Here is a 14045-nt window from a genome sequence, read left to right on the forward strand (position 1 = left end):
AATCGGTCGAGGACTTGACCTTCACTTGCTGCTTTACGAAACAAACTCTGTGTGGTTTTGAGGGAAAAGCCCACTGCTTTTAGTAGAAGCGGTGGGCTTTTGCTATGGTTTCAGCTTTGTCGAGTATCGACCCGCATCGGGAGACGTTTGAGCCTTCAATTTCTCGGTAGTAGAAACAGGCAACTATTTACGCGACAGTTGAATACCCACCGCGTAAGCCGTAACAGTGCTTGGATCCAATATGATATGGTCTTTCGCTCCTCGGTTTTCTTGATAGGGTTAAAACTGTCTTACTGGACCGCGCCTGGATAGTGGCGCGACAACTGGTGCTCCGCCGTAAAAAAGGGCCGGTAGCAGGAGAGGCCGACGGCTATGCTGGCGACGGCCGTGGCGCCCATCATGACGAGGTGGATCAGGATCTGGTATTTGACGGCCTCGACGGGGCTTGCGCCGGCGATGATCTGGCCGGTCATCATTCCTGGCAATTGGACCAGGCCCACCGTCTTCATGCTGTCGATGGTGGGGCTCATCCCGGCTTTCACCGCCGCCTTGATTGCTCTAGCCGCCGCCTGGCGGGAGGTGGCTCCTAAAGAGAGCGCGGCCAGCACCTGCGCCTTTTGGCTCGACAGTTCCGCCTGCAAACGGTTGATGGTCAGTCCCGAAGCAATCATGGCGTTGCCCACGATCATCCCGCTTAATGGGATGATGAACCGTGGTTCCAATGGCACGATGCCCAGGCTGAGCAGCAGGCCCAAGGTGAGCGTCTCGGCCAGGACAAGAGCGCCCAGGATGTAGAGCCGCGCCTTTGGGCGGGGCAGGGCGAAGGCGCGCTTGGCGGCGTTTTGGACGGCCACGGCGATCATGACGGTTAGAATGGCCAGGATGCCTGGCAGGGAGCGCAGATCGAAGACGAGCTGCAGTACATAGCCGATGGCGAAGAGTTGGAGAAAGGCCCGTATCGTGCCGATCATCATGTCCTTTTCCAGGCCCAGTTGCTCCCGGTAGGAGATGGCCAGGGAGATGGCGACAAAACTCAAGCTGAGCGTCAGCGCGGTTAGGCTCATTTTTCCACCTCCTTCCCACCGTTGCTTCCGTCAGAGATCGCCAAAAAGGACCGTACCCCTGCGCCAGCCTTGTCTGAGAAAAACGCATCTTTCGGCAGGTCTGCGATCACGTGGCCTTCGTCGAGCAGGAGGAGCCGCTGGCTTACCCGGCGGGCCTGCTCCGGGTCGTGGGTGACCCAGATCACCCCTTTTCGCTCTCTCCCGGCCAGCGCTGTCACCATCTCCTCGATTTCCCGCGTCGTATGGATGTCCAGGGCTGACGTGGGTTCGTCCAGAAGGAGCACATCTGGGTCAAGGGCGAGAGAGCGGGCGAGCGCCAGGCGCTGCTGCTGGCCGCCGGAGAGGGTGTCGACGGGTTGGCGGAGCAGGTCCGCTTCGAGGCGAACGGTTTTCATCAACCGCACAGGGTCGCAGGGCAGGTTCCAGAGGCGCGTGCCGTAGGTGAGGTTCTCCTCCGCTGTGCCGGGGAAAAAGGCCGGCTGCTGGGCGATAAAGGAGACGCGCCGCCGCAGTTCGGTGACGGGCCAGCTTTCCAGCGGCTGTTCTTTAAACTGGATTTTGCCGCCGTCGATGGGGAAGAGGCGATTGAGCACCCGCAGGAGGGTGCTTTTTCCGGAACCGGAGGGACCGAGAACGGACAGGATCTCTCCAGACATCAAGCACCCATTGACGCGATGAAGGAGTTGACGTTCCCTTTGTTCCCCCTCACTGGATAAGGCGCCGGTCGCGCGATTCGCGCCAGTGGAGCCGGCTGCGGCGGTGGGGAAAGCAACGGAAACGGCGGAAACCGAGGAAACCGAGGAAATGGAGGAAACGCTCAGGGAAACGGCTGACCAGGCCAAAAGAGGTCTTCCTTGCGTCGAATCTGTGATGGCAGCCACCCCCGTTTACTGCGATAAATACGCTGATCCCATGAGAGTACCCTGATTACAAAAGGCCAATAGCGAAGGCGCCGGAGAACCGGCGCCTTAAAAGTCTCATCATTCCGTTAAAAAATTAATAAGAGCGGCGTTGGCTTTGGAAGCATTCGCGGCAGTATACGGGGCGAGAGCCGGAGGGACGGAAGGGAACGGTGGTGGTGACGCCGCAGGAGGAGCAAACGACCTCGTGCATCTCCCGCTGTTGTTGCGCCGGGGCTTGACCGGAATCGGCCAGGCGGCGCTTGCGGGCGGCGCGGCAGTCGGGGCAGCGGCTGGGATCGTTTTGGAAGCCTTTTTCCGCGTAAAACTCTTGTTCCCGCGCGGAGAACAGGAATTCCACGCCACATTCCTTGCAGGTCAGCGTACGATCTACAAACACAAGAAATCCCGTCCTTTCTTTCGGACACATGATATTCCCCGGTCCGGGTCGTGGCCTAGATCCCCAAAAACCGATACCAACCATTCCCCGGACAGCGCCGAAGTAAGAACGGGTTGACGTTTTGCGGCAGGCGGACACATCGAACCTATGGTTGGTTATATTATACGCAAGCCAGAAAAAAAAGGCAATTTCCTTTTTCGATTTCCAATCCCTTGGACTTGTTCGCCAAATGGCCCTATAATCGAAGCAGAGCAAACACAGCGAGAACCTGAACAACGAGCGGGCACGCGAAAAAACATCGCTTAAAAGAGGGGATCTCCTGTTAGAAGCGCACTCCGTAAGAAGCGGGCTATAGAGGAGCTTCCTTCTACACAATACAGCAAGATGAGGGATATTGATACAGATGAATTGGGCGCAACAACTGCTGCATTGGTACGATGCAAACAAACGCGATCTCCCCTGGCGGCGGACGAAGGACCCCTATGCGATCTGGGTCTCCGAGGTGATGCTGCAACAGACGCGGGTGGAGACGGTGATCCCTTACTATCACACCTTTTTGGGGCGCTTTCCCGATCCGGCGGCGCTGGCCGCCGCGTCGGAAGAAGTCGTGCTGAAGGGTTGGGAAGGACTGGGCTACTACTCGCGTGCGCGCCATCTCCAGGCGGCCGCCCGGCAGATCGTCGAACGTTACGGCGGGCAGATCCCTGCTGATCCGGACCGGTTTCGTTCCCTTCCCGGCGTGGGACCCTACACCTGCGGCGCGGTCATGTCCATCGCCTTCGCCTTGCCCGAACCGGCCGTGGACGGCAATGTCTGCCGGGTCTTTTCCCGTTTCTTTGGCTGGAGCGACCCCGTGGGGAGCCCGTCCCTGCTCCGCCAGGCGAGACAGGCGTCACAGGCGCAACTGGACCGCCTGCCCCGTGAGCGCATCGCCGATTGGACCCAGGCCTTGATGGAACTGGGCGCCCTCGTCTGCCTGCCCCGTTCGGCGCGCTGCGAAGACTGCCCCCTGGCGGCCGACTGTGTCGCCTTGCAGGACGGCACGGTCGAGGCCTTGCCGGTGCGCAAGGCGCGAAAGGAAAACCCGGTGATCCGGCGGGATGCCTTGTTGCTCACCGATGATCAGGGAAGACTGTTGTTACACCAGCGTCCTGAAGAGGGGCTTTTGGCGGGGATGTGGGAGTTGCCGTCGCTGGAGGAAATGCTGGCGCAACAGGAGACATTCTCCCTGGGGGAAACATGGTCGTCCCCGGAGGGAACGCGGGCGCTGCAAAAAGGGCAAATCGTGATCGACCGCAGCGAACCGCGCCAGTTCCGCCATGTGTTCACCCATCTCACTTGGATCGTTGATGTGTATCCCGCCCGCTGGAGCGCGGGCGACGTCACGACGGCGCGGCAAGCTGTGACGGAGATGACGGAGGGAGCGATCCGGGAAAACACCACGCCATATGGCGAAAAGGGGAAAACAGCCCTTCGCCCTTGCATGTGGAGCACCTCCGAGGACCGCTCCCGGTTGCCCATGAACAGGTTGACCCGTAATATCCTTAAACATTACGGTATGATCTAGTCGGGAGGACGACATGCCGAAACGGATGAAGTTGATCTATAACCCGGAGGCCGGCGTCGGCGCCTTCCGTCGCCACCTTGACCGGGCTATCGCCATCTTCCAGGAGGGCGGGTGGCAGGTGCTGGCTCACCGGACGCGGGAGGCGCCCGGCGATACGGCCGATGCGGCCCAATCGGCCCTGGCGGAGGGCTGTTCCGCCGTCGTGGCCGTCGGCGGCGACGGGACCCTGCATCAGGTCGTCAACGGCCTGATGCGTCTTTCCCAACAGGGAAAGGAACCGCCCAAGCTCGGCATCATCCCTGCCGGCACAGCCAATGACCTGGCGTCTTTCCTGCGTTTGCCCCGTGATGTGGAGGCCTGCTGCCAGATCATCGTCCAAGGAAAGACCCGCGTCATCGACGTGGGCCGGTTGGGCTCGCGTTTTTTCCTCAACGTGGCCAGCGGCGGACTGATGACCGATGTGTCCCATAAGGTGGCCCAGCCGCTCAAGCATAACATCGGCAAATTGGCCTACTACCTGAAAGCATTGGAGCAACTCCCCGAGTTTCGTCCCTTTGAGCTGATTGTGGAGACGCCGGACGGCGGATTCGCCTATTCCGGGGAAACGCTGCTCTTTCTCGTCATGAACGGCGCCGGCGCCGGCAGTTTCACCACCCTTGCCCCGTCGGCCAGGCTTGATGACGGTCAACTCGACCTGCTCGTTTTTCGCGCTTGCAGCATCAGCGAGTTTGTGGGGCTCTTCGTCCGGGTGCTGCAAGGGGAACACATCCGATCACCGCTGGTGACCTATCACCAGGCCGCCGCCTTTCGCCTGAGCGGTTCGCCCGAAATGGAGACTGACCTCGATGGAGAAGTGGGGCCGTCCTTGCCGTGGGAGATCCGGGTCTGCCAAGCGGGGCTTACCGTTTTCTCTCCCTCTTAACTGGAGACTGAATCAAGCGATCTAATCGAATAGGGGTGATGGTGAATGAGTGCAGATGGGTGTGTCCGCTGTGATTGGGCCAACCGTAGCGAACTGGAAAAGGCATACCATGATCAAGAATGGGGCCGGCCCGTTTATGACGACAGAAGGCTGTTTGAGATGCTTATTTTAGAAGGAATGCAAGCAGGGTTAAGCTGGTCCACCATATTGGGCAAAAGGGAAACCATGAGAGAGGCTTTTGACGGCTTTGATCCTGCGGTCATCGTGCAATATGATGAGCGTAAAATCAATGCTCTTTTGCAAAATACGGGCATTATAAGAAACAGATTAAAAGTAAATGCCGTCATTGAAAATGCGAAAGCCTATTTCAAGACGCAAAGTCAGTATGGAAGTTTTAGCGATTTCTTGTGGCGATATGTAAATCATGAGCCGATTCAAAATCACTGGACAGATATGTCTCAAGTGCCGGCCAGGACAGAACTGTCCGATCTCATTAGCAAGGAAATGAAGAAGCTTGGGTTTAAATTCGTCGGTTCGACAATTATCTACTCTTTTATGCAGGCTGTAGGAATGGTGAATGACCATCTTTCCTACTGTTTTTTGGATAGTAAGAATCCCAGTATCATCAAGAAATCAGTATGATAGATCCGCTGCCCGCATCCTCTGTGACTTTTTTTACTCCTCCACCAAATAACAAGCCCGCAACCCCAGGATGAAGAAAACCGTCGCGTAGATGACGAGCGCAGCCAAGCTTTCCCAGGGCATCGTTCCGGTCAACGCCAGCGACCTCAACCCCTGTGTGGTGTGGGTGAGGGGCAGCAGGTGCAAGAAGGCCGATAGCAACGGCGGGATGTTCTGCAGCGAGAAGAAGGTCCCGCAGAGGAAAGACATGGGGCTGATCACGAAGGCGTTGAACTTGTTGATGTCGGAATGGGACTGAATCGTCAAGGCCGCCCAGAAGCCGAAGCCGGCGAAGACGAAACAGTTGAGGAAGAGCAGGAGCAGGAAGCGGCCGTCCAGGTGCAGGCCGACGCCGAAGGCGAGGGAGAGGGTCAGCATGACAAAGCCTGAGAAGAGCCCCCGCAGCGCCCCGGCCAGGATGCGCCCGATGGTGATGGCCGCCATGGGAATGGGAGCGGTCAGGTATTCTTCAAAGGTCTTGTCATAGAGGCGGGAGATGTTGAGCGGCGTGGCAACGGCGTTAAAAGAGGAGGTCATCGTTGTCAAGGCCACGATCCCCGGAATGACGAACTCCAGATAGGAAGCGCCTTCAAAGCGAAGTCCCCGTCCCAGGCCGAAGCCGAAGGCGAAGAGGTAGAGCAGCGGCGTCACCATCGTCGAAGCCGTGTTGCGCCAGAAGCGCCGGGTGAAGACGCGATACTCTTGCCAGAGAATGGTGGCGATTCCTGCGAACAAGGGCGAATGCTGTTTCGGCGCATGTTGGTGCGTAGAATGCTGCTGTTGCGCATGTTGTTGTGCTGAATACTGCTCCGGCGTATATTGCTGGGAAAAATGCTGCTGTGTTGCATGTTGCGGCGATGATTGCGAACGCATCTCCAAAGGATTCACCTTCCGTTCTGCATCTGTTTTTTATCAGTAGTTCGAAACGGTTTAATCGGTTCCCAGCCGTTCCCCAGCCGTCAAATGGATGAACACATCTTCCAGATTCGTCTGGCGCAGCGACACCGAATCGACCTTGTCCTGGATCTCCCCGATATAGCCCGTGGCCGCCTCGCGGGTCGGGAAAAAATGGCTGTGCCGCTTGCCGCCGTCATCGACTTCGACGACAAAGGCGCCGATGCGCGCCTTCAGTTCCGCCGGCGTGCCCAGTTCGACCAGTTTGCCGCGGTTTAAGAGGCCCACGCGGTTGCAGAGGGCGTCGGCTTCCTCTAAATAGTGGGTGGTCAGGACGATCGTCTGGCCGCCTGTGTTCAGCTTGCGGACCAAATCCCACATGCGGCGGCGGCTGATCGGGTCGAGGCCGATCGTCGGTTCGTCAAGCAGCAAGATCGACGGGCGGTGCATCAAGGCGCGGGCGATGAGGATGCGCCGCTTCATGCCGCCGGAGAGGCGGCGCACCGGCTCGTCAGCCCGGTCAGCCATCTCGACGAAAGCCAGCAATTCCTCCATGCGCTCCTTGCGCGCTTCCGCCGACAATCCGAAAAGGCGGCCGTGCATCTCCAGGTTCTCCCTGGCCGTCAAATCGCCGTCCAGGTTGATGTGCTGGGGCACGAGGCCGATCATGGATTTCATGGCCATGGAGTCGCGGGTCATGTCCCTGCCATCGATGATGATCCGGCCTGAAGTGGGCTTGGCCAGCGTCATCAGCATGCGAATCGTTGTCGTCTTTCCGGCCCCGTTGGGTCCCAGGAGGCCGAAAAACTCGCCCGTCTCAATGGTCAGGGAGAGGTTGTCCACGACGGTGCGATTTTCAAAGGTTTTTGTCAGCGATTCGAGAACGATCATTGCCAAGCTCCCTTGTTCGAAAAAATGTGATCAGAACGTTCAGTGGAAAACGGGGCGTAGCCGCCTTCAGCAGGATTGCCTATAAAGCTTATTCGTAATAATTATCCATATCGTTAAAAAATCCTGCGTCCCACTGGTCCTTTTATCGCGCTTTTGCCGCACTTTTCTAGAGCGGATTTTTTTTTGGCGAAAATGGCAAAAGGGGTATTGCGCTGAGAATGAAAATCAATTAATATGAAGTCGCAGATAAAAAAGAGATTCATTCTCATTTGGAGTTTGTGGGAACATAGCCTTTTAATCAGACATATTCGATCAGACCCACGAGGAGGGAGACACCATGGCGGCGACCTGTCACGGCGCACCGATCAAACTCGATATCGGCAAAGGGGAAAAGAAGCTGGTTCTCGCCGGCAACCCCAATGTCGGCAAGTCTGTCTTTTTCAATCATCTCACCGGGATGTATGTCGATGTTTCCAACTACCCCGGCACCACCCTCGACATCTCCCACGGCCGCTACAAGGACTGGGTCGTCATGGACACCCCCGGCATCTATGGGCTCTCTTCCTTTAATGATGAAGAGCGCATCGCCCGCGACGTCATCCTCCAGGCCGACATGGTGCTGAACATTGTCAACGCGCTGCACCTGGAGCGGGATCTCTTCCTCTCCTTGCAAATCATCGACACCGGCGTTCCCGTCGTCATTGCCGTCAATATGGTCGACGAGGCGAAGCGGCGGGGGATACACATCGATTTTGAGGGCCTGTCCCGGGAACTGGGCGTTCCCGTCGTCCCGTCCGTAGCTGTGAAAGGCCAGGGGCTCAAGGAAGTGGAAAAGACCCTCGCCGACGCTCGTCCGGGCCGCACCGGCGCGACCCTTGCCAGAGAAATGGACGCTGTGGCCGCCGTCACAGCCAACCGGGGCGAGGCATTGCTGGCCCTGGAAGGCGACGAGGGCATCCGGCAGACATACCGGATTGCGGCGCCCTCCCGCCGTGAGGAGATCTACCTGGAGCGTCGCCAACGCGTCAATGAGGTTTGTCAGGCCGTCGTCACGGAGACGACCCAGGGAGCGAACTTCTCTGTCAAGCTGGGCTACTGGATGGTCCGTCCCGTCACCGGGATCCCCATCCTCGCAGCGGTCCTCTACTTCATGTACCAGTTGATCGGCGTCTGGGTCGCCGGCGACATCGTCGGACTAACCGAGGAAGGCATCTTCCTCGCCTACTATGAGCCCTTTGTGCGTAATCTGCTGACACCGGTCATTGATCCCGAATCGGCCATCGGCACGATCCTCTTCGGCGAGTTCGGCCTCCTGACGATGACCATTACCTATGTTTTTGGCCTGTTGCTGCCGCTGGTCGTGGCCTTCTACCTCTCCCTGTCCACCCTGGAAGATTCGGGCTACCTGCCCCGGGTGGCTGCACTGACCGACCGCGTGCTCAACTACCTCGGCCTAAACGGTCGGGCTGTCATCCCCCTGATCCTCGGCTTCGGCTGTGTCACCCTGGCCACCATCACCACCCGGTTGCTCGCCTCGGAGCGGGAAAAACGCATCGCCATCTTCCTGCTCGGCCTGGCCATCCCCTGTTCAGCCCAGTTGGGCGTCATAACCGGCATCCTGGCCGCCATCGAACCGGCCTTCGTCTTCATGTATGTGCTGATCATCCTCTCCATCCTCATCGGTGTGGGGATGATCATGGACCGGGTCATCCCCGGCCGCTCCTCGGACCTGCTGATTGAACTGCCGCCCATCCGTTTGCCCCGCATGGTCAACGTGCTGAAAAAGACGGGCATCAAGTCCTACGCTTTCGTCAAAGAGGCGCTCCCGCTCTTCGCTCTGGGCTCGCTGATCATCAGCGTCCTGTCGGTGACCGGCGCCCTGGAGGCGCTCCAGGACGCGCTGGCGCCGCTCACCGTCGGCTGGCTGGGCCTGCCGAAAGAGACGGCCACCGTCTTCATCATGGGCCTCGTCCGCCGCGACTTCGGCGCCGCCGGACTGGCTGACATGACCCTCGCACCTCACCAAGCTGTCATTGCCCTGGCCGTCATCACCCTCTTTGTCCCTTGCATCGCCACCGTGCTCATCCTCTTCAAGGAGCGTTCCAAGAAAGAGGCCCTTGTCATGTGGCTTTCCACCTGGGTCATCGCCTTTCTGGTCGGCGGGATCGTGGCCCAACTCTACGCCCGACTGGAAGAGGTCTACCTCACCGTCGCCGCCTTCGCCGGTCTGATGGGGATGATCGTGGGCGCAGTGCTCCTCTTGGCGCCGAAAAAGCGGGGAGACTGCGCCGGCGACGAGACTTGTTGTCAGGCAGAGCAAGCCTAGAAAATTCGGCTGCACAAGGGAGGACGCTTGTCGTGGGATGGTTTTCCTCGAAACAAAAGACTGCCGGCGCATGCGCTTCCGTACCCTATGTTGATGCCTGCCCCGGTTGCGGGCTCGATGTGCGGGCATGGCAGCAGGGTCAAGGAGACGGAAAGCACTTGCAAAGCGACCGCTGCCCGCGTTGCAACACCCTGCTCCGACCCGCTACGGGTTGCGGCGGCTGCGGCGGTTGCGGGAGTTGTTCGAAATAAGGTTGGACTCACAATAAGGGACGATTCGAAATAAGGGAGGAATGGACATGACCTTGGATCGCGGTTTGAAAGGGCAAACGGTCTGCATCACCGGCATCCGCCACCCCCTCGTGCGGGCGCAGGCGATCCGTTTCGGGATCTCCGAGGGCGAGACGGTGACCGTTCAGGAGGTCATCCCCGCCGGCCCGGTGATCGTGCGTAAGCGCCATCAGGAACTGGCCATCGGCCGCCGGATGGCGGAGGATATCGATATCAGCGTCATGGCTTGAAGAAAAGAAGAAATATATGAAAAAAGGGCTTGCCCGGTCAATTCCGGGTCGAGCCCTTTTTTGTCTCGTCGATTCTCACCTGGTATAATCCACGTTACTGCCCCGGCTGGTCGGTCAAATGGACGGCGAGTTTTTTCAAGCGCCATAAGGTGTCGAGGGTGATCCGGAAAGGACCGCTCACTGCGGACAGGGCCTTGGTAAGGTAGATGGCGACATCGTCCCTGTCGAAGCGGAGGTATTTCGTTCCTGCGCCCCGCGGGACGCCGATATCGATCAGGGGCGTCGGCCCCTGGGACGGGTTGACGTTGGCGCTCGCCATGGTGATATGGATGACGCCGCCGCGTTCAAGGATAAACTGTCGCGCCGCTGGTTCAATGCTGAAACGTTCGCCGGTTTCTTCCTCGGTGCGCATCGCAAAAGACCTCCTGGCAATAGGAGTAAGTACATAAAGATTGTACCAGGGTGAGAAATTGTCTTCAAGACAAAAACGTCAATCTATTCGATTGAGAATGGTCTCACCTTCAATTGTTGCAAATCGCATCGACAAGCCACTTCCCGGTTTGTATAATAAGATTGTTGCAGAAAAGGCCAAAGCTTTTTGCAGACTTCGTGAAAGGGGACGATTTACATGGATGGAATGCTTTCGACATGGTTGATTCTTCTGGTCATCAGCGCAATCATTGGTTATTATATCTATAGGGCCAAGCTCTCGGAACGCCTCCTCAACTCTCCCGGACCGGGAGGAACCTATATCCCCCCTTCGGTCCCGCCGGGTCATATCATGGCAGGGCAGGGGACGGCTTGTGAACTTGCCGGCGTTTACGGCAATACCGCCGCACCGACTGGCGATCCGCTGGCTGGCGTCATGTTGAAGAACCTGCTCCATAACGGTCTGATCAATCAATCCCAATTCGAACAATGGCGGGAGTTGCCTGTCGGCGACCTGCAGGAACAACTGGTAGGCAACAACGTGATGAATCGCGATCAGGTATCGCAGTTTACCAACCGGCAGCAGGAGTTGTTGCGCAGCAGCGCTCTCGGTCCTGCCGGGGGACAGTGATGTAGTTAGGCAATCGTAAGCTCTTTTTTCGTTTCCATGATCGCCGGTCGGCACGTACGCCGTAGGCGCGAAAAAACCGGGGAGACCCGGTTTTTTTCATTCAGCCGCGATGGGAGCCCGTGAACAGGATGTTGACGGAAAGCAAAAAGGTTTACCTCAAGTTGCTACTCTCTACGGGTCGCTACGGCGCGGCGGCCAAGACTTTCACGCCGGGAGAGGGGCCGGAGGAGGGTAAACTCGCCTTGGCCCTCGCTGTCCTTACCGGCGATTATATCGCGTTTTATGAAGCGGCCGACCAGTGGGATAAGACTTTTGGACTTACAACAGGAGCGAGCACGGAGCGGGGGGGAGGATTCGATGCGTCATGGCTGCTCCTGCGTTGTCACGGCGAACTGGGATACCGCGGTTTGCATCCCCGCTCTCTGCCTATCTTTTTGACGGCGGCCCGCCATCTCCCCCAGGACCCTTTCGCCATCTGGGCGGCTGCAGTCGGCTGCGCTGATCGCAACCAGTCCGGCGCCGAGGCCATTGACCTCTATGAGCGGGCTCTGTCCCTATCCGGCGAGTGGCTGGCTGAGTATGATCCCGGCGACCTGTTGAGCCAGGATCCCCTTTTCAACACCTATCCCCGTTTGGTGGCCGATCTTCGCCGGGTGCTAGGCGCCGACCTGTGGGCGGCTGGCCGGTTCCCTCCGGAATGGGAACTGCAGCGGCTTTGGGAAGACCGGCTGGTCACTGCGCGGCTGCGCAAAGACGACCTCGAAGAGGAAGATGTGGCCTGGCTGCGGCGTTACCTCCGCCACAGCGGCGACCATAACGCAGAGGTGAAGATCCGCATCCAGCGCTTTCTGGGCCGGTGGGTGTTGCGCAAAAAGGATCCTGATGAACCCCAACTGGCCCTGCTGGAGGAGTCTGTTCGCTACCTCAGCCTGCGCGAGAAGCTGGAGGCGGAGCAAACCCTCGGCCAGACCTATTTTGCGCGAGGATCCTGGGGCAAGGCGGTCTTTTGGCTCCAGCGATCAGCCCTGCGGCAAAAAACGGATCTGCGCCTTCAGACGCAGTTGGCGCAAGCCTTGACGGCCTGGCAGCATGAGCAACCGACATCTTCCGGATACCGCAAGGCGCGTTTCGACGCGAGAAAGGCTTGGCGGAGGGTGCTCGAACTGGATCCCCTGAACGGGAAGGCCTTTTTGGCTCTCGGGGAGATGGACGAGGAAGAGGGCGCCCTCGCCGAAGCGAGAGACGATTATGCCAGAGCCCTCGCCGCCGGTGAAAAAGCGTCCGACGACGGCGTCGCGGGCCTCGCCCTGGTCAAACTGGGTGTGCTGCGCTTTCGCGGCGGTCAACTGGACGAAGCGGAGCAACTGTTGGCCAGGGCGGCTTCCCGGATCGTGCCTGACAGGGACGAGAACCGCGCTCATCTGGCGCGCGCCCTCTACTACCTCGGCGAGGTTCACCGGCGACGGGAAGACCTCTTCCGGGCCGAATCTTTTCAACGGCAGGCGCTCACCTGGGATCCCTTGGCCGGCGATCACCTGCGCGGTGATTGGGAACGGCTGCTCAAACTGGGGGAAGGGGGCTTTGCCGAGGTCTGGAAGGTCCGCCACCGGAGAACAGGCCAACTGGGCGCTATGAAGATGCTGAAAGCCAACCTGTTGGGCAGGGAAAAGGCCCGCAAGCGATTCAAAAACGAGGCCATCCTAACGATGAACCTGGGCGGCGTCCACAACCTGATCCAGGGGTTCCCCGACAGCGTCGACTTCACCCGTTTCAGCTTCGTCGTTGAACTGCTCGACAGTTCCCTCAAAAAGCGCATCTACCGCTATGACGACGATGGGAGGATTGCGGAACGCTGCCCTCTCTCCGAGTCCGAATTACTCCAACTGATCCAGGCGGTGGGCGCCGCCCTCGTCTATATCCACAGTCTCGGACCTGAATACATCCACCGCGACATCAAGCCTGACAACATCCTGATCACCGAGGACCTCGGGAAGATCCGTTTGGCTGATCTGGGCACGCTGCGCATCTCCCGTGAATTATATAACGAAGCGGAACGCTTCCAGGAAACAAACTTCCGGGCAGGAGGCGCTAGGGAAACCGCCACATCGAAATCGAAGAGGTTCTCCTTCAAAGCGCCTGTCCGAGAAAAAACTGTTTTTTCGGACAAACTCCCCCGCAACCCCGGCTTTACGCCCATCGAGACCTTGGGCAACCTAGGAACACCGCCTTACACGGCGCCGGAGGTGATCCGCTGCCAAACCGGTTGGGGAGACGGTCGTCATGACCAACGGGCCGACCTGTTCTCCTTCGGCGCCACCCTTTTTGAGGCCGCCACGGGCTACCCGCCCTTTACGACCGGAGATGACAGCGAGGAGAACATCCATGCGCTGATGGAAAGGGTGATTAACACCGCCTTTCAGCGGCCGGAGGAACTGGGTTTGTCGCTGGAAGCGGCGGGCGATCTGTCGCGGCTGCGAGAATTGCACCGGAGCGGGCGGGCGGCCGTCACGCCTCGGGGGCTGAACCCGTCGCTCTCCGAGAAAGTAGAGGCTGTCATCCTCCGCTGCCTGGAAAAGGATCCCGAACGCAGGTACCCGGCAGTCCGGTTTTTACTCGAAGATATTGACAGGAGCCTGCCGGAACCCTCGACCTGAGCCTAAGACAGCGCCTGAAGAAGGAGCGGGTGGCAGGTTACTTATAGCGGCGAGAGTGATCCGGCGATTCTGGAGACAATGGATAGATGAAGAAATTTTTCAATTCATGAAACGTCATTTTCGTCCGCTTTCGTGTTAGCATGAGGAAAACCAACCCGGTAGGAGGG

The 14045-nt window shown here is 58.7% G+C and carries 14 protein-coding genes; 8 read left to right on the forward strand and 6 right to left on the reverse strand.

The window, feature by feature from the left end:
- Positions 1-290: 290 nt before the first annotated feature.
- The 3 genes from GTO91_RS16040 to GTO91_RS16050 form a co-directional block, all read right to left on the reverse strand.
- Entirely contained in the window at positions 291-1064 is a 774-nt protein-coding gene (locus GTO91_RS16040) for an ABC transporter permease (protein ID WP_161259743.1), read from the reverse strand.
- On the reverse strand, positions 1061-1906 hold the full coding sequence (locus GTO91_RS16045; protein WP_161259744.1) for an ABC transporter ATP-binding protein: 846 nt from the start codon (positions 1904-1906) through the stop codon (positions 1061-1063). The genes GTO91_RS16040 and GTO91_RS16045 overlap by 4 nt, the downstream gene beginning before the upstream one ends.
- Positions 1907-2060: 154 nt before the next feature.
- Positions 2061-2363 (reverse strand): zinc-ribbon domain containing protein, encoded by a 303-nt coding sequence (locus GTO91_RS16050; protein ID WP_161259745.1) that lies wholly within the window; start codon positions 2361-2363, stop codon positions 2061-2063.
- 403 nt (positions 2364-2766) lie between these two features.
- Here GTO91_RS16050 and mutY point away from each other — a divergent pair, with 403 nt between their 5' ends.
- From mutY to GTO91_RS16065, 3 genes are read left to right on the forward strand one after another with little or no spacing between them, the layout of a single operon-like run.
- Positions 2767-3930 (forward strand): A/G-specific adenine glycosylase, encoded by a 1164-nt coding sequence (gene mutY / locus GTO91_RS16055; RefSeq protein ID WP_161259746.1) that lies wholly within the window; start codon positions 2767-2769, stop codon positions 3928-3930.
- 13 nt (positions 3931-3943) lie between these two features.
- Entirely contained in the window at positions 3944-4852 is a 909-nt protein-coding gene (locus GTO91_RS16060) for a diacylglycerol/lipid kinase family protein (protein ID WP_161259747.1), read from the forward strand.
- A 45-nt stretch (positions 4853-4897) separates the two neighbouring features.
- The gene (locus tag GTO91_RS16065) at positions 4898-5494 is read left to right on the forward strand and encodes a DNA-3-methyladenine glycosylase I (RefSeq protein WP_161259748.1); all 597 of its coding nucleotides are present in this window, start codon (positions 4898-4900) and stop codon (positions 5492-5494) included.
- A 33-nt stretch (positions 5495-5527) separates the two neighbouring features.
- On the opposite strand, the gene GTO91_RS16070 is transcribed toward GTO91_RS16065, so the two are convergent.
- Together GTO91_RS16070 and GTO91_RS16075 are read right to left on the reverse strand one after the other, a co-directional pair.
- Entirely contained in the window at positions 5528-6268 is a 741-nt protein-coding gene (locus GTO91_RS16070) for an ABC transporter permease (RefSeq protein WP_161259749.1), read from the reverse strand.
- A gap of 195 nt (positions 6269-6463) precedes the next feature.
- Positions 6464-7318 (reverse strand): ABC transporter ATP-binding protein, encoded by an 855-nt coding sequence (locus GTO91_RS16075; protein ID WP_161259750.1) that lies wholly within the window; start codon positions 7316-7318, stop codon positions 6464-6466.
- Positions 7319-7655: 337 nt separating this feature from the next.
- On the opposite strand from GTO91_RS16075, the gene feoB reads away from it, so the two are divergent.
- From feoB to GTO91_RS16090, 3 genes are read left to right on the forward strand one after another with little or no spacing between them, the layout of a single operon-like run.
- Positions 7656-9644, forward strand: a complete 1989-nt coding sequence (gene feoB / locus GTO91_RS16080) for a ferrous iron transport protein B (protein WP_161259751.1) — start codon at positions 7656-7658, stop codon at positions 9642-9644.
- A 32-nt stretch (positions 9645-9676) separates the two neighbouring features.
- Positions 9677-9895, forward strand: coding sequence for a hypothetical protein (locus GTO91_RS16085; protein WP_161259752.1), 219 nt, complete (start codon positions 9677-9679; stop codon positions 9893-9895).
- A gap of 47 nt (positions 9896-9942) precedes the next feature.
- Positions 9943-10164, forward strand: coding sequence for a FeoA family protein (locus GTO91_RS16090; protein WP_161259753.1), 222 nt, complete (start codon positions 9943-9945; stop codon positions 10162-10164).
- Positions 10165-10258: 94 nt separating this feature from the next.
- Here the strand turns inward: GTO91_RS16090 and GTO91_RS16095 are convergent, their stop codons facing one another.
- Entirely contained in the window at positions 10259-10576 is a 318-nt protein-coding gene (locus GTO91_RS16095; RefSeq protein ID WP_161259754.1) for a CC/Se motif family (seleno)protein, read from the reverse strand.
- A gap of 216 nt (positions 10577-10792) precedes the next feature.
- Between GTO91_RS16095 and GTO91_RS16100 the strand changes: the two genes are divergently transcribed.
- Together GTO91_RS16100 and GTO91_RS16105 are read left to right on the forward strand one after the other, a co-directional pair.
- Positions 10793-11224, forward strand: a complete 432-nt coding sequence (locus GTO91_RS16100) for a hypothetical protein (RefSeq protein WP_161259755.1) — start codon at positions 10793-10795, stop codon at positions 11222-11224.
- 128 nt (positions 11225-11352) lie between these two features.
- A complete protein-coding gene (locus GTO91_RS16105; RefSeq protein WP_161259756.1) occupies positions 11353-13878 on the forward strand; it encodes a protein kinase domain-containing protein in 2526 nt (841 codons plus the stop codon).
- The last annotated feature ends 167 nt before the right edge of the window (positions 13879-14045 follow it).

This window comes from Heliomicrobium undosum (assembly GCF_009877425.1).
Taxonomy (GTDB): Bacteria; Bacillota; Desulfitobacteriia; order Heliobacteriales; family Heliobacteriaceae; genus Heliomicrobium; species Heliomicrobium undosum.

Excerpts from the sequence above, each read along its gene's own strand:
- GTO91_RS16090 (WP_161259753.1), top strand. The coding sequence starts at position 9,943 with ATGACCTTGGATCGCGGTTTGAAAGGGCAAACGGTCTGCATCACCGGC.
- GTO91_RS16040 (WP_161259743.1), bottom strand. The coding sequence starts at position 1,064 with ATGAGCCTAACCGCGCTGACGCTCAGCTTGAGTTTTGTCGCCATCTCC.
- mutY (WP_161259746.1), top strand. The coding sequence starts at position 2,767 with ATGAATTGGGCGCAACAACTGCTGCATTGGTACGATGCAAACAAACGC.
- GTO91_RS16105 (WP_161259756.1), top strand. The coding sequence starts at position 11,353 with ATGTTGACGGAAAGCAAAAAGGTTTACCTCAAGTTGCTACTCTCTACG.
- GTO91_RS16095 (WP_161259754.1), bottom strand. The coding sequence starts at position 10,576 with ATGCGCACCGAGGAAGAAACCGGCGAACGTTTCAGCATTGAACCAGCG.
- GTO91_RS16075 (WP_161259750.1), bottom strand. The coding sequence starts at position 7,318 with ATGATCGTTCTCGAATCGCTGACAAAAACCTTTGAAAATCGCACCGTC.
- GTO91_RS16065 (WP_161259748.1), top strand. The coding sequence starts at position 4,898 with ATGAGTGCAGATGGGTGTGTCCGCTGTGATTGGGCCAACCGTAGCGAA.
- feoB (WP_161259751.1), top strand. The coding sequence starts at position 7,656 with ATGGCGGCGACCTGTCACGGCGCACCGATCAAACTCGATATCGGCAAA.
- GTO91_RS16100 (WP_161259755.1), top strand. The coding sequence starts at position 10,793 with ATGGATGGAATGCTTTCGACATGGTTGATTCTTCTGGTCATCAGCGCA.
- GTO91_RS16060 (WP_161259747.1), top strand. The coding sequence starts at position 3,944 with ATGCCGAAACGGATGAAGTTGATCTATAACCCGGAGGCCGGCGTCGGC.